We start from the raw sequence: 24,266 nt of genomic DNA, 5'->3' as shown, positions 1-24,266 counted from the left end.
GTATGGCGAAAAGACCTACACGACTCCGTTTTACCGAAGATGACCTTGCAGATTCTCATGTGAAGAAAGCTGCCGACCGTGCAGATAAGGCGGTTGATAGGGCTGAAAAAGCGGCAGACAAATTGGCTTCTAAAAAGGCAAAGCCGAAGCTAAAGCTGGAAACAGATGCAGCCGGTTCCCGTAAAGCAAAGCTCCGTTTTGAAAAAGCGGAGTTTACGGAAATCGAGCGCCCATCTGTGGCAAAGCACATGGCAAGCCGTGGTGCCGCAGTCACGCTCACATCCAAAGCACATCGGGCGGTGTCAGAATATGAGGATGATAATATCGGCGTTCAGGCTGTGCAGGAAACGACCAAGGCTGTTGAATCCACTGTCTATACCGTCGATCATGCCGTTTACAGTCACAAGCTGAAAGCCTACGACAAGGCGGAAAAGCTGGTTGAGAAGTCAGATAAAGCAAATGTAAATGCCCTGTATGAGAAGTTCAAAAAGGACAACCCCGATGCCGGTTCCAATCCCTTTTCCCGTTGGCAACAGAAAAGGGCAATCAAGAAAGAATATGCTGCCGCCAAAGCCGGTAAGAATACCGCTTCGACAACGGCTTCTGCATCTAAGGGTGCAGGCAAGGCAACGGGCAAAGCAGCTCAGGGAGCCAAGAACATCACAGAAAGAGTAACGGAGTTCTGCACCACACACTCTAAAACGATTCTGTTTGTTTTGATTGCCGGACTGCTTTTTATGATACTCTCAGGGATGTTCTCGTCTTGTTCGGCTATGTTCCAAGGCGGCACACAGATCATTCTGGGAACTTCTTTTACTGCAAAAGAGGAAGATATTATTGGTGCGGACAATGATTACAAGGCTTTGGAAGCTGCGCTCCGCAATAAAATCAATAATATCGAGCGTACTCATAGCGGATATGACGAGTACCGGTATGACCTTGATGAAATCAACCACAATCCTTATGAGCTGGCGGCGTATTTGACGGTGAAGTTTGAGGATTACACCAGAGATGAGGTGCAGGCTACCCTGCAATGGCTATTTGAGCAACAATATGAGCTGACCCTGACGGAAGTAGTAGAGATTCGTACACGAACAACATCTTCTACTGATCCCGAAACGGGAGAGACAACAACAGAGGAAGAAGATTACGAATATTATATTCTGAATGTGAAGCTCAGAAATAAGGGCTTGAACAGTGTGATTTCAAATTCCGGCTTGTCGGAAGATGATATGGAGCGATATAGAATTTTGCTTCAGACAAGGGGCAACAGACCGGATATTTTCGGAAATGACATTTACGCCACCCCTGGCGGCGAGTACACCGATTATGATATTCCGGGCGAAGCGCTGACAGACACAAGATTTGCCAATATGATTCGGGAAGCTGAAAAATATCTGGGATACCCGTATGTGTGGGGCGGCAGCAGCCCGTCTACCTCCTTTGACTGCTCCGGATTTGTTTCCTATGTAATCAATCACTGCGGAAACGGTTGGAGTGTTGGTCGTTTGACCGCAAACGGTTTGATGGGCGTATGCGACATTATCCCGAAAAGCTCTGCCAAACCGGGAGATTTGATTTTCTTCCAAGGCACTTATGATACCTCCGGTGCATCACACGTTGGTATCTATGTTGGCAATGGTATGATGATCCACTGCGGAAACCCCATTTCCTACGCTTCTATCGAATCGAATTACTGGCAACAGCATTTTTACTGCTTCGGCAGAATCAGAAACTAAAGGAGGGATGGCGATTGAGTGCCAAGTTAGACAGAATAGGTGCAGACCTTGAAAAAGCCCGTAAGAAACGGGCAGAATGGGATGCTAAGGTGAAAGACCTGGAACGCAGATACCGTGAGGAGGAAAATTCCGAAATCCATGAGATGGTTCATGCTGCGAACCTGAATCCCGAACAGCTTTCCGAGCTGCTCCGTATGTTTGCTGCGGATATGGCTCCGAAGCCTGATACGATCAATACTATGAATGAGGAGGAAACGCAGAATGAGATTTAAGAAAATTGGAGCCGCATTGCTGGCGTGTGCAATGTGTTTTGGCGTGTTTTCTACAACGGCATTTGCCTATGTAGATGAAAGCGTAGCGACTGAAGAACCTGCGGTCGAAGAAAAAGTTCCCGAAACAGAGCCGGAGGAGCCGATGCTACCGCTTACTCCCGACGGCAATCTGACTTTGGTTGATGACGCTGGCTCGCCTACGAAAAGCGGAAAGCAGTTCATTACCGCTGTAACCAAAAACGGAAACTACTTCTATATCATCATTGACCGTGATGATAAGGGCGAGGAAACCGTGCATTTTCTGAATCAGGTGGATGAAGCCGACCTGCTCAAGCTGATGGACGAGGAAGAAGTTGCAGAGTTCACCAAGCCGGTTGAGGAAACAAAGCCGGAAGTAGTTGAAACAGTTCCTGAAATTACAGAACCGACACCGGAGGAAAAGCCGAAATCCACAAATATGCTCCCGGCGATTCTTACTCTGATTGTGCTTGCCTGTGGTGGTGGATTCTTCGTATTTAAGAAAGTCCAGGAAAAGAAGAAGGCACAGGAAGCGGCAAAGCCTGACCCAGATGCTGATTATGTGGACGATGACGAGGACTATGGGTACGATCCGGAGTTTGAGGACGACGATGAAGATAGCTCCGTCGATGAAGATGATAATGAACCTGTGTAAACAGGATAGGCTTGATGCCTGGGGCAGCCTTCGGGTTGCCTTTACATAGTTTCCGCTTTCAAAAAATAAAAAAATTTGCGTTTTTGAAAGTGACATCTTGCATATACTATTAGCAGACAGTATAATAAGTACAGCGAAGCGGTTTCGAGAAATGAAAAAACTTCAATTTTTGAAAGCGGGTGACTATATGAAAACAATCACGAGAGCAAAATATCTCGATAGAATCATTGAACTGAATGGTACTCCTGACATCAAGATCATCACGGGCATTCGTCGATCTGGTAAGTCCAAATTGATGCAGGCGTATATTGCGTATCTGAAAAGCAATTTTGAAAACATCAATATTATCTTCATCGACTTCATGGATTTGGCGTATGAAGAAATCAAGGAATACCATGCCTTACACGCCTATGTGGAAGAACATTATCAGGAAGGAAAAACGAACTACCTGTTTGTAGACGAGGTTCAGATGTGTCCCAAGTTTGAGTTGGCAATCAATAGCCTGTACTCTAAGGGAAAATACGACATCTATGTAACAGGCTCTAATGCTTTCCTGTTGAGTGCAGATCTGGCAACTCTGTTTACCGGACGCTATATTGAAATTCATGTGTTTCCTTTCAGCTTCCAGGAATATTGCCAGTATTATGATGATATTAGTGACAAAGATAAGCTCTTTGATGAGTACGCTATCAAGGGCGGTTTAGCAGGTTCCTATGCTTATAGAACCGAAAAAGACAGAACAAACTATATCAAAGAGGTCTACGAAACGATTGTTACAAGGGATTTGGTACAGAAATATACTCTCCCGGACACTTTGGTTTTACAACGTCTGAGCGAGTTCCTTATGGATAATATCAGCAACCTGACTTCTCCGAATAAGGTCAGTCAGCTACTGACAGCAAATGAGACTCCAACCAATCATGTAACCGTCGGCAAGTACATTAAGTATTTGTGCAATGCTTTTGTATTTTATGATATTAAGAGATATGACATCCGAGGTAAGAAATACCTTGAAAGCTCTGAAAAGTTCTATTTGTGTGACAGCGGTATTCGATATGCAATACTGGGAAGCAGAAATATAGACTATGGCAGAGTATATGAAAACGTTGTTTGTATCGAGCTTCTTCGCCGTGGATATGATGTCTATGTCGGCAAGCTCTATCAAAAGGAAATCGACTTTGTTGCTCAGAGAGGTAGCGAAAAGATTTATATTCAGGTCAGCGACAACATTTCCGGGCAGGAAACATTTGAGAGAGAATGCTCTCCTCTGCTTCAGATTCGAGACGCTTATCCGAAAATGATTATTGCCAGAACCAAACATCCCCAATATAGCTATGAAGGAATCGAAATTCACGATATAGCCGATTGGTTGCTACAAGAATAAGCAAGGTGAAATATCTCCGTCATTCTCTTTTGAAATGATGGAGATATTTTTATTATGACGGAGATTGTAGAACAGAAAATTGTATCAGGTTGCAAAAATCCTTTCCGAACTTTTTACATAGCAGTCATGCACTACGGTGTGTGGCTGCTTATTTTTTTGTGAAAGGAGCAGATGCAAATGAAATTAGTTTTGGCTGAAAAGCCTTCGGTTGCACAGAGTATTGCCAAAGTGTTAGGTGCTGCCAAGCGTGAGGATGGCTACTTAGAGGGAAACGGATATGTGGTCAGCTGGTGTGTAGGGCATTTGGTGGAGCTGGCACAGCCGGAAGTCTATGATGCGAAGTACAGCAAATGGGCTTATGCAGACCTTCCTATCTTCCCGATGGACTGGCAGTATGAGGTTTCTGCCGGTACGAAAAAACAGTTTGGGATTCTGAAAAAGCTCATGGCCAGAGAAGATGTTGCGAGTCTTGTGTGTGCAACAGATGCCGGTCGTGAGGGCGAGCTGATCTTTCGGTTGGTGTACCACAAAGCCGGGTGCAGAAAGCCGTTTGAGCGGCTTTGGATTTCCTCGATGGAAGATGTAGCAATCAAGGAGGGCTTTGAAAATCTCAGGTCTGGAACGGAATATGATGCTTTGTATGAAGCAGCACTGTGTCGAGAACGAGCCGACTGGATTGTTGGTATTAACGCTACTCGACTTTTTTCGACCCTTTACGGGCAGACCCTGAATGTTGGTCGTGTTATGACCCCTACCCTTGCTATGGCTGTTATGCGAGAAGCTGCCATTTCCGCATTCAAGCCTGAACTGTTCTACACAGTTCAGATTGGATTGGATGGTTTTACGGCTGCAAGCGAACGCTTCAAAACCAAGGCAGCAGCCGAAGCTGTCAAACAAAGCTGTTCGGTGGCAATCGTTCAGAAAGCTGAATGTAAGGAGAAAACAGAAAAGCCGCCTGCGCTCTATGACCTGACCAGTTTACAGAGAGAAGCCAACCGTGTGCTTGGCTACACGGCACAGCAGACCTTGGACTACACGCAGAACCTCTATGAAAAGAAACTGGTCACTTATCCCCGTACCGACAGCAGGTTTCTGACGGAAGATATGGCACATAGCCTGACCGACCTCGTAAAGCTGGCTTTCCACACATTCCCCGTGGAGGATGTGGATAACATACCAGTTCATGCAGAGCAGGTTGTGAATAACAAAAAGGTCACAGATCACCATGCCATCATTCCGACCAGAGAATTGCAGAAATGCAATCTGAGCGAACTTCCCAAGGGTGAACTTGCAATTTTGCAACTGATCTCGAATCGGTTGTGCGTAGCTGTTGGCGATCCGCACCGATACGCAGAGACAGTTATTGAGCTGGACTGTGGCGGTACCGTGTTTTCCACCAAAGGCAAAACTGTTGTGCAGGATGGATGGAAAGCTCTGGTTCAGAAAAATGATTCGACAAAATCCGACGAAAACGTGCAGACACTCCCTTCTGTTTCCGTTGGTGACGAAATGACCGTCAGCGGCACGGAAATCAAGGAAGGGAAAACATCTCCCCCTAAACACTTTACCGAGGATACTCTGCTTTCTGCTATGGAAACTGCCGGTGCGGACGAAATGCCTGATGAGGTGGAGCGCAAAGGTTTGGGAACGCCTGCGACCCGTGCCGGTATCATTGAGAAGCTGGTTCGCATCGGTTTTCTGGAGCGTAAGGGTGATAAGAAAACCAAACACCTGATTCCGACCCACAAGGGTACGGCTCTGGTAACAGTCATGCCGGAACAGATTCAGTCCCCATCCATGACGGCGGATTGGGAAGAAAAATTGTTGCTCATTGAGAAAGGCGAATATGCCAGCGAGGACTTTATGGACGAGATCAAAGATGTGATTGCCGGTCTGATTCAGAACTATGAAGTAATCCGTGATTCCGAGGTTATGATGTCGAAAGAAGCCAATTCTATCGGCAAATGCCCGCTCTGCGGCAGTGCTGTAGAGGACAAAGCCAAGGCATTTTTCTGTTCCAACAGAGCTTGCAAATTTGCCCTCTGGAAAAACAATCGCTACTTTGCGAGCATCGGCAAGAGCATGACTTCTGCCACGGCGCAGAAATTGCTTGGTTCCGGCAAGGTAAAGCTCAAGAATTGCAAGTCCGAAAGAACGGGCAACACCTTTGATGCCACCGTCTTTATGGAGGTATCAGATGATGGCAAAACGAAGTTCAGTATGGAATTTGAAAATGGAGGAAAGCGCAAATGACAAATGAGTACAACCCGGATGGTAAGGAAATCCGATTTATCGACAGCCATTATAAGGATTTGTTTCATATCCCCGATGGCAGCTGTGTGCAGATTCACTACCCGGATGAAATGGTTGTGAAGCCCTGCACCTTCATTGACGAGTATCATACGCAGATCGGATACAATGTGTTTCATATCTGCCAGTTTGCAGAAATTATGGAGCGCAACGGCGCAAGCTATATGCCGGAGCCTGAGATTATGGGCGATGAAGCCGCATGGAAGGTCGGAAAGGATAGAATCCTTGCGGTGCAGACCTGCGAAGATGGTTACGACTACACCCTGTTGGATGAAAACTACAACGAGATTGATGGCGGTCAGGTTGATAACCCTGAACTGTCCATGCTCGAAGTCCGCCGGGATATTCTGGAATCCTTCGGGCTGGAGCGCCGGGAACTGCGGGCAATGTTCTATGAGGATGTCATGGAGCAGGCTTTTGAAGTCGGCAGACAGGCGGTGGTGGTCAATGACCCTATCGCTGAGCTTGCTTTTAAGCTCGACCGTTTTGCAGAGAACTTCGACCCCTATGAATATATGGATCAGGTCGATGATGTGCAGGCGCATATCCAAGAAATCAAGGCAGATCTTGCCGCTGGTAATACGGCTCCGTATCGTGAGTTCCTGAATACAGCCATTGAAGAAGCCCGTGAGGAAACTGCGGTTGAGGTTGCCAAAGTGCTGAAAAGTCAGCTGGATAAGCTCGACTCTCCGAAGCGTGAGTCGGTCATGGAAAAACTGGCACAGGCCGCAGAAAAAGCTGCGCCTGCCAGTCCCTCTCCCAAACGCAAAGAGCCTGAACGATAAGGAGGACACGGATATGAAAAACGAAAAATGGGATGATGTTCACGGAAATACCACCCCGGATGACAGAATGGTTGCTTTTCTGGAAAGCCCCACGGATTCCTATGCGATTCTTCAGCTGCGGGAAGATGTAGACGATAATATCCCGCTCATGTTTGCAAATTACAGCTACCTTCAGAAGAAAGAAATGGAGCCTGAGATTGACCGTTACGAGGTGGTCTATCATGGCTCCATTTCTATGTCCGAGGATGTGAATCGGCAGCTGGAAGATTTGTATGTAAAGTTCAATATTGACCACCCGGATGATTTCCGTGGTCACAGTATGTCGGTCAGCGACATCGTAGCCTTAAAGGTAGTCGGTGAGGTATCCTTTCACTATGTAGATTCTGTTGGGTTTCAGAAGCTGGAAAACTTTATGAAGTCCGAAAACTACCTGAAAAACGCAGAGATGGCAATGGAAGATGATTATGGGATGATTGACGGTATCATCAATAACGGAAAAGCGTCCGGATTAGAGGAACGTCCTTCGGTGTTGGAGCAGTTAAAGGAAAAGCCCGTGCCGGATGTTTCCCATAAGCCGCCCAAGAGCCACCCGGAAAGGGAGATTGAATGATGGATTTCACACAGGATGAGCGGAACATGATGATGCTTTACAGCCCTGGCACAAGGTCAGGGCTGTGTGAAGCACTGACACTGATGAAGGAACAGCTTTCGGAGGACGAGTCAGAGCTTTTTGCTTTGGCAGACTCGGTTCTCCGTAAAGTTTCAGCCATGGACGATGCCGCCTTTGAGAAGCTGAACCTTTATCCGGATTGATAGGATTGGAGGGATACAATGAACGCAAAAGAGCGATTTTATTCCGGATTAGCAAAAGAAACGATTGGGAAAATCACCTCGAACACAGATAACTGGACTTCGTTTTTGAGAACGATGTCCCGCAACTATGAGTTCACCTATCCGGAACAGGTGATGATTTATGCTCAGCGCCCCAATGCGACCTTTTGCAAGCCCTATGAGGACTGGAACGCTGAAAATTACCGCAGATATGTAAAGCGTGGCTCTACCGGCATTGCTCTGTTTGTGATGAACAGGGATAAACCGTATCTGCGCTATGTGTTTGATGTGGCGGATACCGGCGTTCGCCGTTCTTCCCCGGAACTGAAACCGTGGGAGGTGACGCCTGAAAACCGCTCCTATGTCATGGAAGCGATGGAGCGTACCTTCGGTGTTGCCGCTGACGGGGTACTGGAAGCACAGCTTGAAGATATTGCATCCGCACTGGCGGCTGAGTATTGGGACGATTACAAAAAGCAGTTCCTCGACATCGTTGCCAACAGCTTCCTTGAGGAGTATGATGAACTCAACATCGAAGTAGCTTTCAAAAATGCGGTGGCAAACAGCGTATCCTATACGATGTATTGCCGGTTCGTGGAAAGTCCCGACAACTACTTCGAGCATGAGGATTTCCAGAAGGTGTTTGATTTTAACACCAGACAGACGGTAAATGCCCTTGGTACTGCGGTGAATGCCATCAGCACAAGGATGTTTCAGGAAATCGAAAAAGCGATTGGAGAACATGAGCAGATTAAAGCTACCGAAAGGAGTACAGATTATGAGCGAGATGACTTACAGACAGGCCGGAGATTATCAGATTCCGAACCTTCAGTTGGAGAACGAGGGAGAGAAACCTCTGGGCAAGTACGGCAGGATGCGTCGAGCATTTTTGGAACAGAACAATCCGATGCTCCTGAACGACATGATTCTGACGGAGAGCCTGTTCCCGCACCTGTGGGAGATCGAGGAAACAGCGAAAGCCAGAGTGGAGTTTCTGATGGAGCAGTACCTGAAGGACAGCCCCGCACCGGACAAGGAAACGCAGCAGATGGCGTGGGTGCAGCACATGAACAGCCTGAAAGCACAGGCGGAGGAAGTCGTGATGACGGAGCTTATCAACAGCTGAGTCTGAACCTTTTCCTCTCCGAAAATGAACAAATCAGTTTTATCGACCGAGCAGAGAGCTTTACGCCCTCTGCTTTTTCTTTTGCCCAGGAAGAAATCGACCACTTCCTTCTGCTTGGTAGCAATACCGATGAAGCCCGAAAAGTCGTAGCGCTGGAATATATGAAGCAGAAGCCGTTGGAAGAAATCGTTCAGACCTTAAAGCAGGTCTATCACGGCGGCTATGGTCTGAAAGAAGATAGCGGGAATATCTGTGCGTGGTATGCCGAGGACGGTATCCACCTTGCCAAAGGTTCCTCTGCCATTGACAGCCCCAGAGCGCAGATCGTTTCTTGGGAAACGGTTGCCGAGCGCATTGGAGAACTGCTTGAAAATGGTCGGTTCGCAACTAATGTGGAACTGGTAGAAGCATCCGGATATGAGCGTCAGAAGTTGGCAGAATCCCTGTGGCATCTTTATCACGATTTGAGTGAAGAAGCCCGTTCCAGCAACTATCTGGCAATTCTTCATCAGGAACCGTTTCGTGGTTTCCCTGACGAAACCGCAGACTTGGCTGAAAAGTTGGATGACCCTCGTTTCCACGCAACCTTGGTACAGCAGTATTCGGAATTTAGAAAAACCCTTGCGGAAAATCCCGATCTGCTTCGTTTTCACTATCACAAGCTGAATCTCATTCAGAAACAGCTGTATGAGTTGAATATGCCTTTGCGTGAGTATCAGACCGATATGATGCAGATGCCCCTTGTCCGCCAGTTCATTACGGATGATGAAGTCAATGCAGACTTGACCCGTGGAAGCGGCTTTTCCGGTGGTAAAGCCCGTATTTATAACTACTGGCAGGAGAATCATTCTGCCAAGGAAAAGATGGACTTCCTGAAGCATGAATACGGAACCGGTGGTCATTCCCATGCCTGCTCTGGTGCAACGCACAGCGGTCAGGATCACGATGCCAAGGGTGTTGCTTACACCAAGAGCGGTTGCGATAAATTGCAGATGTCCTGGGCGCAGGTGGTGCAGAGAATCGACGGTCTGATACGAAAGGGACGCTACCTCAGCCCGGAGGAAGAAGCGGAACGACAGGCTATCGAAGAAGCTAAAACTGATCCGTTGGAAGATGTTTATGACCGTTTCGCAGTGATTGATACCGAGGATGGCGAGTATGCGATCTGGGATAATCAGACCGATGACTACTATGTAGACCCGGAAGGCGTTACGGAATACTTCACGGACGAATGGCTTGCCAATGACTATTTGGAGGAAGTTCGTCAGTCCGTAGCTGCGATGGAGTCGGTTCAGCCAGAAGCGCCTGTGGCAGAGCCTGCCGAAGTTGTGGAAGCATCTGCTTCCGAGGAACCGAAATGGAATTATCAGGTCGGTGACACGGTATATCTGGACGATACAGCTTTCCGTGTGGAGCAGATCACGGACAGAGAAGTTCAGCTGCGTGACCCTACGCTTGCTTATCCCATCTTCCGTGCCGAGAATCGTGAGAATTTCGAGCGTATGCTCTCTCAGGACGAAAGAAACCATGCGGTAAGGGTTGATGCCCAAACCGAAGAAAAGCCCGTTACAGAGGATTTTCTGGGCAAAACCGAACCGAGGGACTACACCCCTGAGTATCAGCTGTTAGACCGTCTGCGTATGGACTGCGAATACTTCCTTGGTGCAGGACAGCACAGCGAAAAGCATCTGTGGGCAGGCAACCGCCATGCACAGATTGCCAAGATGCGTGAGCTGTATGAAATGATTCCCGACAAACCAGAATGGCTGACACCTGAGATGATTAACAGCTACGAGGAGCGCATGGCTCCCCGCTATCTGGTTGCCGCCTACCATCACTTTGAAAACGGCTTCGATGATAAACTGGACTACTACACTCTGGAAGAAGCGGAAAAAGCTGCCCAGGGCTATGTGGACGGAACCATGGAGGATGACGGATTCAAGTACGATGGTGCTGCCGTTTACGATCAGCAGGAGCATAAGTGCATCCGTATCTATGGGGACTACCCTGACGAAAAGGCACACGCACAGGTCAGAGCCAGTGCGGAACCCGAACAGCAGGAACCGGAACACTTCATCGATCATTTTTATGTTGCCGAGGACATTCAGAAGCGGGGTGCGCTGGACATCAAGGAATACAGTTCCTTTGATGATGCCCTGCGAGCCTACTATGCACTTCCTGACACGCAGAGAAAAGCCCTGGGTGCAATGAATACCAGAGATCTGCCGGGTAGTCTGGACTTCGTACAGTGCGTAGATGGAAAGGACACCATCATTCAGGATTATGCCCAGGTGGACGGATGGCAGAATGCCGAAGTCATGGACATTATCGCTCAGCTTGAGCAGTCCATCACCACCAGAGAAATCCCACCTGTTCCTGCGGTGAACTTCCACATCACGGATGACAACATCGGTGAAGGTGGACCGAAGCAGAAATTCGCAAGAAACATCGCAGCCATTGAAACTCTGTTCAAACTGGAAAGCGAGAACAGGAACGCCACTACCGAAGAACAGGAGATTTTGTCGAATTATGTCGGTTGGGGCGGTCTGGCAGATGCCTTTGACCCGGACAAGGGAAATTGGGCGAAGGAGTATCAGACACTGAAAAACCTGCTTTCCGAAGATGAATATGCTGCGGCAAGAGCTTCCACCCTGAACGCACATTACACCAGCCCTACGGTCATTCGCTCCATCTACGATGCGGTCGGACAGATGGGCTTTGAAACAGGAAATATTCTGGAGCCTGCTATGGGTATCGGCAACTTCTTTGGTATGCTCCCTCCTGAAATGCAGAGCAGCCGTTTGTATGGTGTGGAACTGGATTCCATCACCGGCAGAATTGCTCAGAAGCTCTATCCCAACGCAGAAATCAAAGTAGCCGGTTTTGAAACGACAGACCGCCGAGACTTTTACGATCTGGCTGTGGGTAATGTCCCTTTCGGCAACTACAAAGTGTCCGACAAGCCGTATGACAAGCTGGGATTCTCCATTCACAACTATTTCTTTGCCAAGGCTTTGGATCAGGTTCGTCCCGGTGGTGTGGTCGCTTTTGTGACAAGCCGTTACACCATGGATTCCAAGAACTCTGACGCAAGGCGATATATGGCGCAGAGGGCGGAACTGCTTGGTGCAATCCGTCTGCCAAACGATGCCTTTAAGAAAAACGCAGGCACGGAAGTCGTGTCCGACATCCTGTTCCTGCAAAAGCGTGACCATCCGATTGACATTGTACCGGAATGGGTAAACCTTGACCGCACCGAAGAAGGACACACCATGAACAGCTACTTTGTCGCTCATCCTGAAATGGTTCTGGGCGATACGGTGGAAGAAAGTACCGCCTACGGCATGGACATTACAGTGCGTCCCATTGAGGGCATGGAACTGTCCGAACTTCTGAAAGAAGCAGTTTCCCACATCCAAGGAACCTATCAGGCTGTGGAGCTTCCCGAAGCTGACAAGGGTAAGGAAATCGAAACCATTCCTGCAACCCCGGATGTAAAGAATTTCTCTTATACCGTGGTGGATGGCAATGTGTACTTCCGTGAAAACTCCCTGATGCGCCGTGTAGACCTGAATGAGAAAGCAAAAGACCGTGTGATGGGCATGGTGGAACTTCGTGGTATCGTCAACGAGCTGATCGAATATCAGCTTGAGGATTACCCGGATGAAATGATTACTCAGAAACAGGCAGAACTGAATGATGCCTACGATGCGTTTGCCGCAAAGAACGGGCTTATCAATAATCGAGCCAATGGTCAGGCATTTGCTGACGATTCCTCCTACTATCTCCTGTGTTCTCTGGAAAATGTGGATGAGGACGGCAATCTGAAAAGCAAGGCGGATATGTTCACCAAGCGAACCATCAAGCCGGAACGCAGAGTGACGAGCGTGGATACGCCGTCCGAAGCTCTGGCAATCTCTATCGGTGAGCGTGGCAAGGTGGATTTGCCGTTTATGGCACAGCTGCTTGGAACACCTGGAGAATACGATGCGATTCAGGCAGAGCTTCGAGGGGTGATCTTCAAAGACCCGATGGCTCCCGATGCTGTGGAAGTTGGATGGCAGACTGCCGATGATTACCTTTCCGGTGATGTAAGAAGCAAGCTGCGTGTCGCACAGATGGCGGCAGACAGGGATTCTTCCTTCCACATCAATGTGGAAGCCTTGCAGAAAGCACAGCCGAAGGACTTGGATGCGTCCGAGATTGATGTGCGTTTGGGTGCAACATGGATTGATGCCGATTATATTCAGCAGTTCATGGAGGAAACCTTTGAAACGCCGTATTACTTGCGCCGTTCCATTGAGGTCAAGTTCTCCGAGCTGACCGCAGAGTGGCGCATCAACGGTAAGAGTTCTCCCAACTACAACGATGTGGCGGCGTATGTCACCTACGGTACAGAGCGAGCCAACGCATATCGGATTCTGGAGGAAACGCTGAATCTGAAGGATATTCGTATCTATGATACGATTGAAGATGCAGATGGTAAGCAGAAGCGTGTCCTCAATAAAAAAGAAACTACCCTGGCACAGCAGAAACAGCAGGCAATCAAGGATGCGTTCCGAGATTGGATTTGGAGAGATCCGCACAGACGAGAAACCCTTTCCACCAAGTACAACGAACTTTTTAACTCCACCAGACCTCGTGAGTATGATGGCTCTCATATCCGTTTCGGCGGCATGAACCCGGATATTACCCTCCGTGAACACCAGAGAAATGCTATCGCTCATGTGCTATATGGTGGAAATACGCTGCTTGCACACGAAGTTGGTGCGGGCAAGACCTTCGAGATGGCTGCATCGGCTATGGAGAGTAAACGGCTTGGATTGAGCCAGAAATCCCTGTTCGTTGTGCCGAATCACTTGACCTTACAGTGGGCAAACGAGTTCCTGCACCTCTATCCGAGTGCCAAGCTCCTTGTTGCCACCAAGAAGGATTTTGAAACAGCAAACCGTAAGAAGTTCTGCGCTCGTATCGCAACGGGTGACTATGATGCAGTCATCATCGGTCACAGCCAGTTTGAAAAAATCCCGCTTTCTGCCGAACGACAGGAACGGCAGCTGCGGGAGCAGATTGATGAGATCGAGGGTGCGATTGCGGAGCTGAAATGGCAGCGTGGCGAAAACTTCACGATCAAGCAGATGGAGAAAACACGAAAATCATTGGAAGCCAGACTGGACAAGCTCCTTGCCGCTGACAAGAAAGATGATGTCATTACCTTTGAGCAGTTGGGTGTAGACCGGCTGTTTGTGGACGAAAGCCATGCGTTCAAGAATTTGTTCCTCTACACAAAAATGCGAAATGTGGCAGGTCTGTCCACCTCCGAAGCCCAGAAATCTTCGGATATGTTTATGAAGTGCCGCTATATGGATGAGCTGACCGGCGGGCGTGGTGTGATCTTTGCAACCGGTACTCCAGTAAGTAACTCGATGACCGAGCTTTATACGGTCATGCGCTATCTCCAGTACAGTACGCTCCAGCAAAAGAACCTGACCCATTTTGATTCCTGGGCATCGACCTTCGGAGAAACAACAACTGCGATTGAGCTTGCACCGGAGGGAACCGGCTATCGTGCCAGAACCCGATTTGCGAAGTTCTTCAACCTGCCTGAACTGATGAATATGTTCAAGGAGGTTGCCGACATCAAGACCTCTGACCAGTTGCATCTCCCTGTTCCCGAAGCAAAGTTTGAAACGGTTGTGGTTCAGCCCTCTGAGTACCAGAAGGATATGGTGGCTTCCCTTTCAGAGAGAGCAGCAGATGTTCATGCCGGTATTGTAGACCCGTCCGTCGATAATATGCTCAAGATTACCAGCGACGGACGAAAATTGGGACTGGATCAGCGGCTAATGAACACCCTGTTACCCGATGACCCTGACAGCAAGCTCAATGCCTGCGTGGGAAATATCCTGCGTATCTGGCAGGACGGTCAGGCTGACAAATTGACCCAGTTGGTGTTCTGCGACCTTAGCACACCGAAAAATGATGGAACCTTCAATGTCTATGATGATGTCAAAACCAAGCTGATTGCAAACGGTGTGCCTGCGGAAGAAGTTGCCTTTATCCATGATGCAGATACCGAGGCAAAGAAAAAAGACCTCTTTGCCAAGGTTCGTACCGGGCAGGTGCGAGTGCTTCTTGGCAGTACGCAAAAGATGGGTGCAGGAACCAACGTCCAGGACAAATTGGTGGCAGTTCACCACTTGGATGTGGGTTGGCGTCCGTCTGATATGACCCAGAGAAACGGTCGTATCATCCGTCAGGGCAACCGGAACAAAGAGGTTCAGGTGTATCAGTATGTGACCGAGGGAACCTTCGATGCCTACCTGTATCAGACCTTGGAAAACAAGCAGAAGTTTATTTCTCAGATTATGACCTCCAAATCACCGGTTCGCTCCTGTGACGATGTGGATGAGCAGGCGCTGTCCTATGCGGAGATCAAGGCGCTGTGTGCCGGCAATCCGCTTATCAAGGAAAAGATGGACTTGGACATTGATGTGGCAAGGCTGAAGGTGCTGAAAGCTGACCACCAGAGCCAGCAGTACCGTATGGAAGATAAGCTTCTGAAATACTTCCCGGCTGAGATTGAAAAGCAGACAGGCTATATTCATGGCTTTGAAGCTGATATTAAAACCGTGGAAGCACACCCGCAGATTGCCGATGGCTTTTGCGGCATGGAAATCATGGGCAAAGCCTACACCGAAAAGGCAAATGCCGGTGAAATCCTCCTTGCGGCTTGTAAGGACACGAAAAGTGCCGATCCGGTTCCTCTTGGCAGTTACCGTGGCTTTCAGATGGAGCTTTCGTTTGACAGTTTCCGGAACGAGTTCGATGTGACCCTGAAGGGCGCTGTGAGCCACAGAGTAGCCCTTGGAACGGACGCACGAGGAAATATCACCCGACTGGACAATGCCCTTGCAGGCATCCTTGAGCGCTTAGAACGAGCCAATGAGCAGTTGAATAATCTCTACAATCAGCAGGAAGCAGCCAAGGCGGAGGTTGGAAAACCGTTCCCGCAGGAAGCAGAGCTGACAGCCAAAAGTCAGCGACTGGCAGAACTGGATGCAGCCCTGAATATGGAGGACTCTGTGGAAAATCGTGACGAAAGAAGCGAGTCAGAGCGTCCTTCTGTGTTGGCTGATCTGAAATCCAAAGCGGAGCATATCCCGCCTGCAAAATACTCTGAAACCCGTGAGGAGGTGTTGTAATGGCAAAGCGAGATCAGGATGTTCATTTCCTTGCATCCAAGGAGGAGGTCGAGCGAATCCATGAGAAGATGGACGAGCTTGGCATCCGCAGCATGGGAGCCTATCTGCGGAAAATGGCTCTGGATGGTTACTGTATCAGACTGGATTTGCAGGATGTGAAAGCCCTGGTTTCGCTCCTGCGAATCTGCTCCAACAACCTGAACCAGTACGCAAAGCGAGCGAACGAAACAGGCAGCATCTATCGTGCTGACATTGAGGATTTGCAAAAACGGCTGGAGGAGATCTGGACGGACATGAGAGAAGTTCTTGTTCGCCTGTCCTCAATCCAGTAATCCGACAACTTGTTGGGAAGTCGCAGTTTCGGCTGCGGCTTTTACATAAGGGTTGACATCATTGCGTTATGGCAGATACCCTTGTACAATATAATTAAAAGAAAGGGGTTGAGCCTATGAAGCTGGTATTGAAGATATTGGCACTGCCGGTGCTGTTCGTTGTAAAAGTGATTTGCATTCTTGGAAATCTGCTTACAAATGTTGTGTCCTATGTAATTGGTTTATTGCTCTTGGTCATTGGCGGATCTGCGATTTACTGCATTGTAAAGGCTTTGTGGCAGTCCCTGCTTATTCTTGTGGTTCTTGGAATTGCGACAATAGCAGCGGTGTTCTTGCTCGTCTGGGCTGTTATGAAAGTCGAGAATATTGGAGAAAGTCTGGGAGCATTTATCAGGTCATAAGATAATATCAGAGAAAAGTCACCGACCGGTGGCTTTTTCTTTTTGGGAAGGAAGTGATGGGAATGGCAGCGACAAGATTGATTGCACTCCATGTGAATAAGGGAAAGACGGTCGCTCAATGTTTGGCAGACAGAACCGACTACTCACAAAATGCCGCAAAAACCAATGATGGCGAATTTATCAGTTCCTATGAGTGTGATCCAAAGACAGCAGATGAGGAATTTCTGCTTTCCAAACGGCAGTATCAGCATATTACCGGCAGACAGCAGAAGAACAATATCATCGCATACCAGATACGCCAGTCCTTTAAGCCGGGAGAAATCACCCCGGAAGAAGCGAACCAAGTCGGCTATGAAACAGCGATGCGATGGACAAAGGGAAAACACGCTTTCATCGTTGCGACCCACATCGACAAATCCCACATTCACAATCATATCATTTATAATTCGACCTCGCTGGATGCCACACGGAAATTCAAAAACTTCTTTCTTTCCGGTCTGGCGGTGCAAAGACTCAGTGATATGGTTTGCCTGGAACACGGGCTGTCCATTATTACACCGAAGCCGTATCGGGAGCGCCAGAAAAGAACTGTTTATCCCAAGAAGCGTACCCAGCGTGACGAATTATGTGATGCGATTGATGCGGTGCTGAAGCAGAAACCAAAGAGCTTTGATGGCTTTGTTCAGGCTCTGGCTGACATGGGATTTGAGTTCAAGGATGGAAAGCAGCCTGCGTTCAAGGGCGAGAATCAGAAGCGTTTCATTCGGCTGCGTTCCCTGGGCGAAGGATATAGCAAAGAGGAAATTCAAGCGGTTATCTCCGGCAAGAACCTGCACAAATCAAAAGGCGGCTCTGCCAAGGCTCCTGCCCCGAAGCAGTTCCAGATGCTGATTGATATTCAGGCAAAGATGGCCGAGGGCAAGACGGTCGGTTATGAAAAGTGGGCGAAGAAGTTCAACCGAAAAGAAGCTGCCCGAACGGTAATCCTACTGAAAGAAAAAGGCTTGGGCAACTACGACGATCTGACTGCTCATATTGAAAATCTGTCTGCCCGGTTCGATGCGCTTTCTGATTCTATCAAGGTCGCAGAGAAACGTATGGTTGAGGTTCAGGCGTTGCAGCAGCACATCAAAAATTATCGCAACACAAGGCAAATTTATATCGAGTACCGCAAGTCTGGATATAGCAAAAAATTCTTTGAAGAACACCGTCAGGAAATCACAATTCATAAAGCGGCGAAGCAAGCCTTTGATGAATTGCAGATTACAAAGCTCCCGTCCATGCAATCATTGTATGAGGAGTTTCATCAGCTGGCAGTCCAGAAAAAGCAGGACTACGCTGAGTACCGTCAGATCAGAAAAGAGAAAGAAGAACTGCTGATTGCCAAACGGACGGTTGAAACGATTTTGAATATCGACAGGCAGAAAGAGCAGGAAAAAGAGAAAGAGAAAGAGGAAAAGAAGAACTTCCGTTAAAGCAAAAAGCCACGGTCTGCACTCCCCAAAGGGTGCGGATCGTGGCTGCTTTTTTGCTTTTCGATTTCGGTGCTTTCAACCATGGGCAAATTTTTATTCTACTGTTCTTTGAGAAACGATTGAAAATCGTGTAGCCATCATCGGCAGATGATGTTCAAAGGGGATTGGGGATGCTTCCCCAACAAGCAAATTTGCGAAGATTGCACCGAAGGGAAAATCGAGAAAATGAGTGAACCTGTACAGGTTTACACTGCTTGCCAATTTGTGAGATTATGAATTTAGTATCGAGAATAGGGTACACCTAAATTTTGCAATGCTGCAACCCTATCATCGTTGCATGGATGAGTTGAGTATCTTTCGTTTTGATTCCTTTTACCAGGGTTTCTTTTCCCTCTAGTAATTCTTTTACATTTGTTTTGGTGAGTTTTTTCTTTCTAAAATGTTCAGCTAAAGTGAAGGTACATTCAGGATAATTTGAACAACCATAAAACGATTTTTTTAATACAATATTGTTGCCACACTTAGGACATTTTCCTACAAGGGGTCCCGAGCGCTTAGTGGGAATTTGTACCCCTTATCGATACAAATTCCCCGTAGGCGCTAGGGACCTCTTTAGCTCCTTGGAAGCTGTCAGTAGTATACCTAATAATTTATCTACATTCCCTTTAGTAACGTGTAACTTTCCAAATTTACAAAAGCGACTCATAGAATTATTTCCTCCCGTTAAATGATAGATAACTATTAAAAATAGACAATACTTGCTCATAAGTAACGGTACTTAAATTGTTTACTTTGGCGTGTTTCATTGCTTGATGAAACTGATTTTTAGTAAACAGTTGACGATATTCTCGATTGACCCATTTTGAAACAAAGTACGTATATAGCTTCCAATATTTATCTGGAACATCTGTGGTATGGCGGGTAAGTTTTATTAAGACACTGTTTACTTTTGGTTTAGGATGAAAGCATTCCGCTGGCAGCTTAAGCAATTGCTGAATCGAGACTTGAGTGTGCAAGAGCAACCCTAGTGTTCGGTGAATATCCAAGGTACGCTTGTAGAATCCTTCTTCAACAATCAGATAGATGTCAGACGCATGGCTTTCAAAAACCACTTTTTTAATAATTTGTGTGCTTAAATGGTAAGGAATACTCCCAACAATTTTATACCTCTGTTTGTTAGGGAATTGAAACTGTAGAATATCTTGGTGAATTAAAGTGACACGAGTATTCAGTTTTAATTTTTCTGACGATAAGTTGAATAGATGACTGTCTAATTCAATAGACGTTACCTGTTTACTTATTTTAGCCAGTTTCGTCGTTAAATGCCCTTTACCTGTTCCAATTTCGTAAACGGTATCGGTTTCTTTTAAATTCAATTGTTTTATTATTTGGTTGAGTACTTTTTCACTCGTTAAAAAGTTTTGAGAATATTTTATATTTTTGTTCATGTAATCACTCCTTCTTAATTACAAATTTTTAGCATCTACTAATATACCAATATTGCAGGAATCAAGATTAGAATACAAGTATTGGCATAATTTTTCCTGTTCAGCACGACTCAAAACTCTCATTTCCTTCGTTTGACGTTTTATCTGTATAGATCGTGCGTCACAAGAAATGGCTTTCCCGTTTCGGGTGGCAAATTGTAAGACATTTCGAATTAGAGATAAAATATCTGAAACAGTTTTAGAGGAAAGTCCATTCTCCTTTAATCCACCAGAAACAAGGAAAAAATTACACTGCGTTTCAATAAACTCGTGTGTTATATCACGCAATTGTTTGCTTCCGAACACAGGAAGTATATACGAGCTGAGAAGATTCCTATATTTGTTGCTTGTAGATTCCTTCACTTTAGGACATATAGCTTGAAACCATTCCATAGCAACCTGTTCAAATTGATCTGAGCTAATTTCTGGATCGACAGTGACAGAATTACTCGTGCACGAACTTTGACTGATAAGTTTTGCCTTGACTTCTCGATATGACTTTGCATAAACATAACCGTAATTGGCTTTGCCTGTAGAAGATCGGGACTTAATGTATCTTCCTTCCCATCTGCCGTCTTTCCTTTTGTAAATATTTTCTCCTTTTCGTGCCATAAGGTACACCTCCTTCAATATGACTATAATTCTGACGGCAAATTGTGACTTTGGAACTTTCTAAGATGGATTTTTGTGCAAAACCTCGTGTTTTATGTCCCTAACATATTGACAAACAGTGCGACAATTTGTAAAATAAAGATATAAACTAAAAAAAACAGAGAAGAATGCGATTCGTGGAGTAATGTACTCTACGAATTTTTTATTTTAAAGAACCTCAAGATAGCTCATATTGTCGTCTTGGGGTTCTTTTCATTCTATCATTTAATGCAATCTGCCTATAAAATTTTATCATATTGCATTTATAAATGCAACTTGCACCCGATGTTGGTTGTTGAGATTTTTGGTACATTTTATAATGTATAGCAGAATCATACACAGCATGGAGGTGATTGAAACGCAACCGGAAATTGATTACGTTAAGATTGGTCAGCGCATTAGAGCTGCCCGACTGGAAAAGGGTTATAGTCAGGCTGATTTGGGTGCGTTGGTTGGTTGCTCGAACAATCATATGAGCCATGTTGAAGTTGGACAGACGAAAGTTTCTTTGGCAATGCTTCTAAAACTGGCATTCGTCTTGGAAAAGAACTTTGACTATTTTTTACTGGATACCCCATATGCAAAATGCGACAGCATCATTGATAATGAGATTGCTGCAAAACTGAAAAAGTGTAATGTAACAACATTGATAACCGTAGGAAAGTTGATTGATGTCTTGATTGACCAGCAAGAGATGATAAAAAAAGCGGAGCTTGATTGATATAATGAAAAAGAAGCCCATTGACGGTACAGAGTGAACTGCTATGGGGTTCTTTTTTGCAGCACAATATACTGATTCTTTAAGAAGCAAAAAGTCCACCAGTCATGATGCACTACGCATCGTACTGGTGGACTTTTTCTGTAAAGATATAAAAATAGATATTCATATATCGCCATAACCAATGTCGTTATCGTAGGCATGAAGATCTTCTTTCAGGAAATCTGCTTTACGAATATACATCGAATTTACCAGCTCTCCTTTTTCGTGGAGCAGGCTGAATTTGTAGTCTAATAATGCTGCCGGTACATAGAGCATTTTAGCCGTTTCAAAAAATGTGTGTTCCGAAAGGCATTCCAGGACTTTCCCATCTTCTAACAGAAGCTCCGCCGCAAAGAAGTTTGCTTCATTTTCTTCGATTGATCTATCATCAAAAACTTCCATTTCTTGAAAGCCGTGCATCATAGCGATTTTTGTATGCAGGACAGCGTGTCCTAATTCATGTGCGACTAATATACGCTCCAGGATACCGTTCACATTGTGATCTATCACGATATTCTTTTGTCTGGACTGGTAATAGAAGAAGCCCTTCAATTTCTTCTGTAAATCGTAATAGTGGATTTTGATACCTAACAGCTGACATAGCTCGTAAGGGTCTCTGGTGTGATATTTTCGCACAAGCTTATCGACAGTTTCAATGATATGCTCTGCCGTTTTCATTTGCTTCACCTCCGAATCGCACACAGAAAACATATTCTGTGCTTGAGGATTTTACTCTTTATCTTTATGCTTTCTGTATTTCTTCGGAGTGTACTTTTCCCGTGCTGTTTTCTTAGAGTCCATATAAACTGACATAATCGCCTGGAAGAATACATCTTTTGCGTCCTCGTCCAATTCTCCACCGGCAAACAGAGAATTTACACGACCCAACACTTCCTGAGCTTCTTTTGCTCCTTTTGAACCGAAGTTTTCCTTTGCCTCTAAAATAAACATATCCTGATCTATATGGCTCTGGCTATCCGTTTCAGATTCGTCCAAAAGATAGGACACAGAGATATGCAGTGCTTCAGCAAGTTTTCTGATGTTGCTTTTTCTGGGGAGTGTTCCGAGCTGCTCATAGGTGTAAAGGGATCTTTCGGAAATGCCGGTCATCTGGGCAAGCTCCGTTTGAGATAGGTTCATAGCCAAACGAGCTTCTTTAATTTTTTCTCCAAATGTCATGGTAGTATCCTTCCTTTCAAAAAATATTTATTCGTAACTTCCGATTATTTGTTGACAAACTTCTGGAAAATGCTATAATAAGAATCATAACAGAAGTTTTAATTCCACTTAATTATATATCGGAACTTTTATAAAGTCAAGAACTTCCGATTTCACTTCTGTTATTTTAATCAAATATCGGAAGTTATAGTCATTCTTGTCCCATGGTATTTGTTTCCCTTTAGCCAAGTGACAGGAGTTAGAAAGGAATTCTTATTTTATGGATTAGGCTGAAAGGAGATTCTGAATGAGCAGATATAATACACAGGTATTAAGCAGTATTCGAATGCTTTGCCGGATGCAGAACATTGACGAGAAGGTTCTGTATGAAAGAGCAAAGCTGATTTTATCCATATATCGAGAGGTGTGCTGGTCTACCATTGATCGTGCGAATGATGTATGTGATACCCTTATTTGTACTTACGGTGACAGCTTAGATGGTGCATTGATTTATCTGGAGAACTTTGCTCCGGATGAAGCGAGAGAACGATTTGAAGAACGCATTCGCAGCTTATTTGAGACAAAGTGGATCATTGAACTGGTAGATATGGCTATGTTGAAAATCAGAGAATATCCAGATAAAGGCGCTCTGTACTGTGAGATTATCTCAAAGGCATATCTCAACCGCTTCAAGTACAGGGAATCAGAAATGCTGGAGGTTTTGAATATGGAACGCAGCACCTACTATGACCGAAAGAAAGAAGCGATACTGTTATTTGGTCTGTCACTTTGGGGAACAGCCATTCCTAAATTGAAAGATTTCCTGGAAAGTGCCCGGGAGGAAGAAGCATTGTGTTATTGTGAATGCTAAGACAGGATTTTAGTCCGACTAAAATCCGATGAAAATACGACGGTTCCCCTACTGAAAGTCCGACTTGTCCAGTGTTAAAATGGCTATGCTGGGAGATAGCGGCATAAAATTGAATAGAGAGAGTTACGCCTCGTGCCTGTAATGGGTACGGGGCTTTTTTTATACCTGCCTATTTTCCCCCATAATTAACACAAAGGCATGAACGAGAGCTTGGAGTAATTTACTCCGGCTCTTTTTTTATGCCTGCAAGGAGGACAGGCAGATGGCAAAGGGTATTGAGAATCGGGCACGATCTCCTCCCGCTGTTTTTGATTTTGCAACTTCACAAATTCAAAAACACGGAGGAACGAAAATGTATTACGACTTGGTTGAAAGCGGAAAAAGAATTAAAGCCTTGAGAAAGGAACATGGGCTTACACAGGAACAGCTTGCGGAGCAGTTAGGTGTTGCCGCAAACACCATTGCACGAATTGAAACCGGCAACAGAGGTATCTCTATTGATTTGGCAATCGAACTGGTTGTGCGCTTTGAGACAACCCTTGATTACATATTTTTAGGTCGTGAATAACCTCAAAACTATACCTACGAGGCAATAAAAACTTGCATGAGGAACAGGTACAATTTAGATACAGCCAAAGAAAATCGGCTGCTTGATCCTTGAAAACTGAATACACAGTCATCGAATACGTTCCTGTTGCCGGTGCGAGAGCATCAGCCACATCAGCGGTACGCCGAGACGTATCGGATAGAGAAACAGAACGACTTTCTTCTATAAATTAAGCGCTTGTCTCTCTCCCGATGCCAGC

The 24,266-nt window shown here is 46.0% G+C and carries 20 protein-coding genes; 15 read left to right on the top strand and 5 right to left on the bottom strand.

Annotation, left to right across the window (positions count from 1 at the left end):
- Nucleotides 1–2: 2 nt before the first annotated feature.
- The 12 genes from DXB15_RS00325 to DXB15_RS00270 all read left to right on the top strand — a co-directional run bounded on the left by DXB15_RS00325 (nt 3) and on the right by DXB15_RS00270 (nt 18,533).
- Complete coding sequence (locus DXB15_RS00325) at nt 3–1,739, top strand: C40 family peptidase (protein WP_002304377.1); 1,737 nt, start codon at nt 3–5, stop codon at nt 1,737–1,739.
- 14 nt (nt 1,740–1,753) lie between these two features.
- Nucleotides 1,754–2,011, top strand: a complete 258-nt coding sequence (locus tag DXB15_RS00320; protein WP_002304378.1) for a DUF4315 family protein — start codon at nt 1,754–1,756, stop codon at nt 2,009–2,011.
- Complete coding sequence (locus DXB15_RS00315; protein ID WP_002578950.1) at nt 2,001–2,684, top strand: DUF4366 domain-containing protein; 684 nt, start codon at nt 2,001–2,003, stop codon at nt 2,682–2,684. The genes DXB15_RS00320 and DXB15_RS00315 overlap by 11 nt, the downstream gene beginning before the upstream one ends.
- Before the next feature lie 151 nt (nt 2,685–2,835).
- Nucleotides 2,836–4,068, top strand: a complete 1,233-nt coding sequence (locus DXB15_RS00310; protein WP_002304383.1) for an ATP-binding protein — start codon at nt 2,836–2,838, stop codon at nt 4,066–4,068.
- Nucleotides 4,069–4,245: 177 nt separating this feature from the next.
- A complete protein-coding gene (locus DXB15_RS00305) occupies nt 4,246–6,321 on the top strand; it encodes a DNA topoisomerase 3 (protein WP_002578949.1) in 2,076 nt (691 codons plus the stop codon).
- On the top strand, nt 6,318–7,163 hold the full coding sequence (locus DXB15_RS00300) for an LPD16 domain-containing protein (RefSeq protein ID WP_002304387.1): 846 nt from the start codon (nt 6,318–6,320) through the stop codon (nt 7,161–7,163). Before DXB15_RS00305 ends, DXB15_RS00300 begins: the two co-directional genes overlap by 4 nt.
- Nucleotides 7,164–7,176: 13 nt before the next feature.
- Nucleotides 7,177–7,773 (top strand): YodL domain-containing protein, encoded by a 597-nt coding sequence (locus DXB15_RS00295; RefSeq protein WP_002304389.1) that lies wholly within the window; start codon nt 7,177–7,179, stop codon nt 7,771–7,773.
- The gene (locus tag DXB15_RS00290) at nt 7,770–7,976 is read left to right on the top strand and encodes a transposon-transfer assisting family protein (RefSeq protein ID WP_002578948.1); all 207 of its coding nucleotides are present in this window, start codon (nt 7,770–7,772) and stop codon (nt 7,974–7,976) included. Before DXB15_RS00295 ends, DXB15_RS00290 begins: the two co-directional genes overlap by 4 nt.
- Before the next feature lie 18 nt (nt 7,977–7,994).
- Complete coding sequence (locus DXB15_RS00285; protein ID WP_118701712.1) at nt 7,995–16,325, top strand: LPD11 domain-containing protein; 8,331 nt, start codon at nt 7,995–7,997, stop codon at nt 16,323–16,325.
- Nucleotides 16,325–16,657: a plasmid mobilization protein gene (locus tag DXB15_RS00280; protein WP_002578947.1), complete on the top strand. Its 333-nt coding sequence runs from the start codon at nt 16,325–16,327 to the stop codon at nt 16,655–16,657. The genes DXB15_RS00285 and DXB15_RS00280 overlap by 1 nt, the downstream gene beginning before the upstream one ends.
- Before the next feature lie 116 nt (nt 16,658–16,773).
- Nucleotides 16,774–17,058 carry a hypothetical protein gene (locus tag DXB15_RS00275; RefSeq protein ID WP_002578946.1) on the top strand — a complete coding sequence of 95 codons (285 nt, stop codon included), beginning with the start codon at nt 16,774–16,776 and terminating at the stop codon, nt 17,056–17,058.
- Nucleotides 17,059–17,120: 62 nt separating this feature from the next.
- Complete coding sequence (locus DXB15_RS00270) at nt 17,121–18,533, top strand: relaxase/mobilization nuclease domain-containing protein (RefSeq protein ID WP_002578945.1); 1,413 nt, start codon at nt 17,121–17,123, stop codon at nt 18,531–18,533.
- A 301-nt stretch (nt 18,534–18,834) separates the two neighbouring features.
- On the opposite strand, the gene DXB15_RS00265 is transcribed toward DXB15_RS00270, so the two are convergent.
- The 3 genes from DXB15_RS00265 to DXB15_RS00250 form a co-directional block, all read right to left on the bottom strand.
- Nucleotides 18,835–19,098 carry a topoisomerase DNA-binding C4 zinc finger domain-containing protein gene (locus tag DXB15_RS00265; protein ID WP_118219135.1) on the bottom strand — a complete coding sequence of 88 codons (264 nt, stop codon included), beginning with the start codon at nt 19,096–19,098 and terminating at the stop codon, nt 18,835–18,837.
- A 145-nt stretch (nt 19,099–19,243) separates the two neighbouring features.
- Nucleotides 19,244–19,981 carry a 23S rRNA (adenine(2058)-N(6))-methyltransferase Erm(B) gene (gene erm(B) / locus DXB15_RS00255; RefSeq protein WP_118219131.1) on the bottom strand — a complete coding sequence of 246 codons (738 nt, stop codon included), beginning with the start codon at nt 19,979–19,981 and terminating at the stop codon, nt 19,244–19,246.
- A gap of 18 nt (nt 19,982–19,999) precedes the next feature.
- Nucleotides 20,000–20,632: an N-terminal phage integrase SAM-like domain-containing protein gene (locus DXB15_RS00250; RefSeq protein ID WP_235844072.1), complete on the bottom strand. Its 633-nt coding sequence runs from the start codon at nt 20,630–20,632 to the stop codon at nt 20,000–20,002.
- Nucleotides 20,633–21,014: 382 nt separating this feature from the next.
- On the opposite strand from DXB15_RS00250, the gene DXB15_RS00245 reads away from it, so the two are divergent.
- Nucleotides 21,015–21,392 carry a helix-turn-helix domain-containing protein gene (locus tag DXB15_RS00245; protein WP_002578940.1) on the top strand — a complete coding sequence of 126 codons (378 nt, stop codon included), beginning with the start codon at nt 21,015–21,017 and terminating at the stop codon, nt 21,390–21,392.
- Between the two features lie 162 nt (nt 21,393–21,554).
- Here the strand turns inward: DXB15_RS00245 and DXB15_RS00240 are convergent, their stop codons facing one another.
- Together DXB15_RS00240 and DXB15_RS00235 are read right to left on the bottom strand one after the other, a co-directional pair.
- Entirely contained in the window at nt 21,555–22,109 is a 555-nt protein-coding gene (locus tag DXB15_RS00240) for an ImmA/IrrE family metallo-endopeptidase (protein ID WP_002304410.1), read from the bottom strand.
- 51 nt (nt 22,110–22,160) lie between these two features.
- Entirely contained in the window at nt 22,161–22,610 is a 450-nt protein-coding gene (locus DXB15_RS00235; protein ID WP_002304411.1) for a helix-turn-helix domain-containing protein, read from the bottom strand.
- 286 nt (nt 22,611–22,896) lie between these two features.
- Between DXB15_RS00235 and DXB15_RS00230 the strand changes: the two genes are divergently transcribed.
- Both DXB15_RS00230 and DXB15_RS00225 read left to right on the top strand, forming a co-directional pair.
- Nucleotides 22,897–23,460, top strand: coding sequence for a hypothetical protein (locus DXB15_RS00230; RefSeq protein WP_002304412.1), 564 nt, complete (start codon nt 22,897–22,899; stop codon nt 23,458–23,460).
- Between the two features lie 262 nt (nt 23,461–23,722).
- Nucleotides 23,723–24,028 carry a helix-turn-helix transcriptional regulator gene (locus DXB15_RS00225; protein WP_002304413.1) on the top strand — a complete coding sequence of 102 codons (306 nt, stop codon included), beginning with the start codon at nt 23,723–23,725 and terminating at the stop codon, nt 24,026–24,028.
- Nucleotides 24,029–24,266: the final 238 nt, after the last annotated feature.

It is taken from the genome of Roseburia sp. OM02-15 (assembly GCF_003481835.1).
Taxonomy (GTDB): Bacteria; Bacillota; Clostridia; order Lachnospirales; family Lachnospiraceae; genus Eubacterium_I; species Eubacterium_I ramulus_A.
The sequence above is the reverse complement of the archived record's forward strand: the minus strand, read 5'-3'. Positions and strand labels throughout refer to the sequence as shown.

What these genes read in the sequence shown, in the direction of transcription:
- DXB15_RS00325 (WP_002304377.1), top strand. Translation starts at nt 3, where the DNA reads ATGGCGAAAAGACCTACACGACTCCGTTTTACCGAAGATGACCTTGCA.
- DXB15_RS00315 (WP_002578950.1), top strand. Translation starts at nt 2,001, where the DNA reads ATGAGATTTAAGAAAATTGGAGCCGCATTGCTGGCGTGTGCAATGTGT.
- DXB15_RS00310 (WP_002304383.1), top strand. Translation starts at nt 2,836, where the DNA reads ATGAAAAAACTTCAATTTTTGAAAGCGGGTGACTATATGAAAACAATC.
- DXB15_RS00305 (WP_002578949.1), top strand. Translation starts at nt 4,246, where the DNA reads ATGAAATTAGTTTTGGCTGAAAAGCCTTCGGTTGCACAGAGTATTGCC.
- DXB15_RS00300 (WP_002304387.1), top strand. Translation starts at nt 6,318, where the DNA reads ATGACAAATGAGTACAACCCGGATGGTAAGGAAATCCGATTTATCGAC.
- DXB15_RS00295 (WP_002304389.1), top strand. Translation starts at nt 7,177, where the DNA reads ATGAAAAACGAAAAATGGGATGATGTTCACGGAAATACCACCCCGGAT.
- DXB15_RS00290 (WP_002578948.1), top strand. Translation starts at nt 7,770, where the DNA reads ATGATGGATTTCACACAGGATGAGCGGAACATGATGATGCTTTACAGC.
- DXB15_RS00285 (WP_118701712.1), top strand. Translation starts at nt 7,995, where the DNA reads ATGAACGCAAAAGAGCGATTTTATTCCGGATTAGCAAAAGAAACGATT.
- DXB15_RS00280 (WP_002578947.1), top strand. Translation starts at nt 16,325, where the DNA reads ATGGCAAAGCGAGATCAGGATGTTCATTTCCTTGCATCCAAGGAGGAG.
- DXB15_RS00275 (WP_002578946.1), top strand. Translation starts at nt 16,774, where the DNA reads ATGAAGCTGGTATTGAAGATATTGGCACTGCCGGTGCTGTTCGTTGTA.
- DXB15_RS00270 (WP_002578945.1), top strand. Translation starts at nt 17,121, where the DNA reads ATGGCAGCGACAAGATTGATTGCACTCCATGTGAATAAGGGAAAGACG.
- DXB15_RS00250 (WP_235844072.1), bottom strand. Translation starts at nt 20,632, where the DNA reads ATGGCACGAAAAGGAGAAAATATTTACAAAAGGAAAGACGGCAGATGG.
- DXB15_RS00245 (WP_002578940.1), top strand. Translation starts at nt 21,015, where the DNA reads ATGGAGGTGATTGAAACGCAACCGGAAATTGATTACGTTAAGATTGGT.
- DXB15_RS00240 (WP_002304410.1), bottom strand. Translation starts at nt 22,109, where the DNA reads ATGAAAACGGCAGAGCATATCATTGAAACTGTCGATAAGCTTGTGCGA.
- DXB15_RS00235 (WP_002304411.1), bottom strand. Translation starts at nt 22,610, where the DNA reads ATGACATTTGGAGAAAAAATTAAAGAAGCTCGTTTGGCTATGAACCTA.
- DXB15_RS00230 (WP_002304412.1), top strand. Translation starts at nt 22,897, where the DNA reads ATGAGCAGATATAATACACAGGTATTAAGCAGTATTCGAATGCTTTGC.
- DXB15_RS00225 (WP_002304413.1), top strand. Translation starts at nt 23,723, where the DNA reads ATGGCAAAGGGTATTGAGAATCGGGCACGATCTCCTCCCGCTGTTTTT.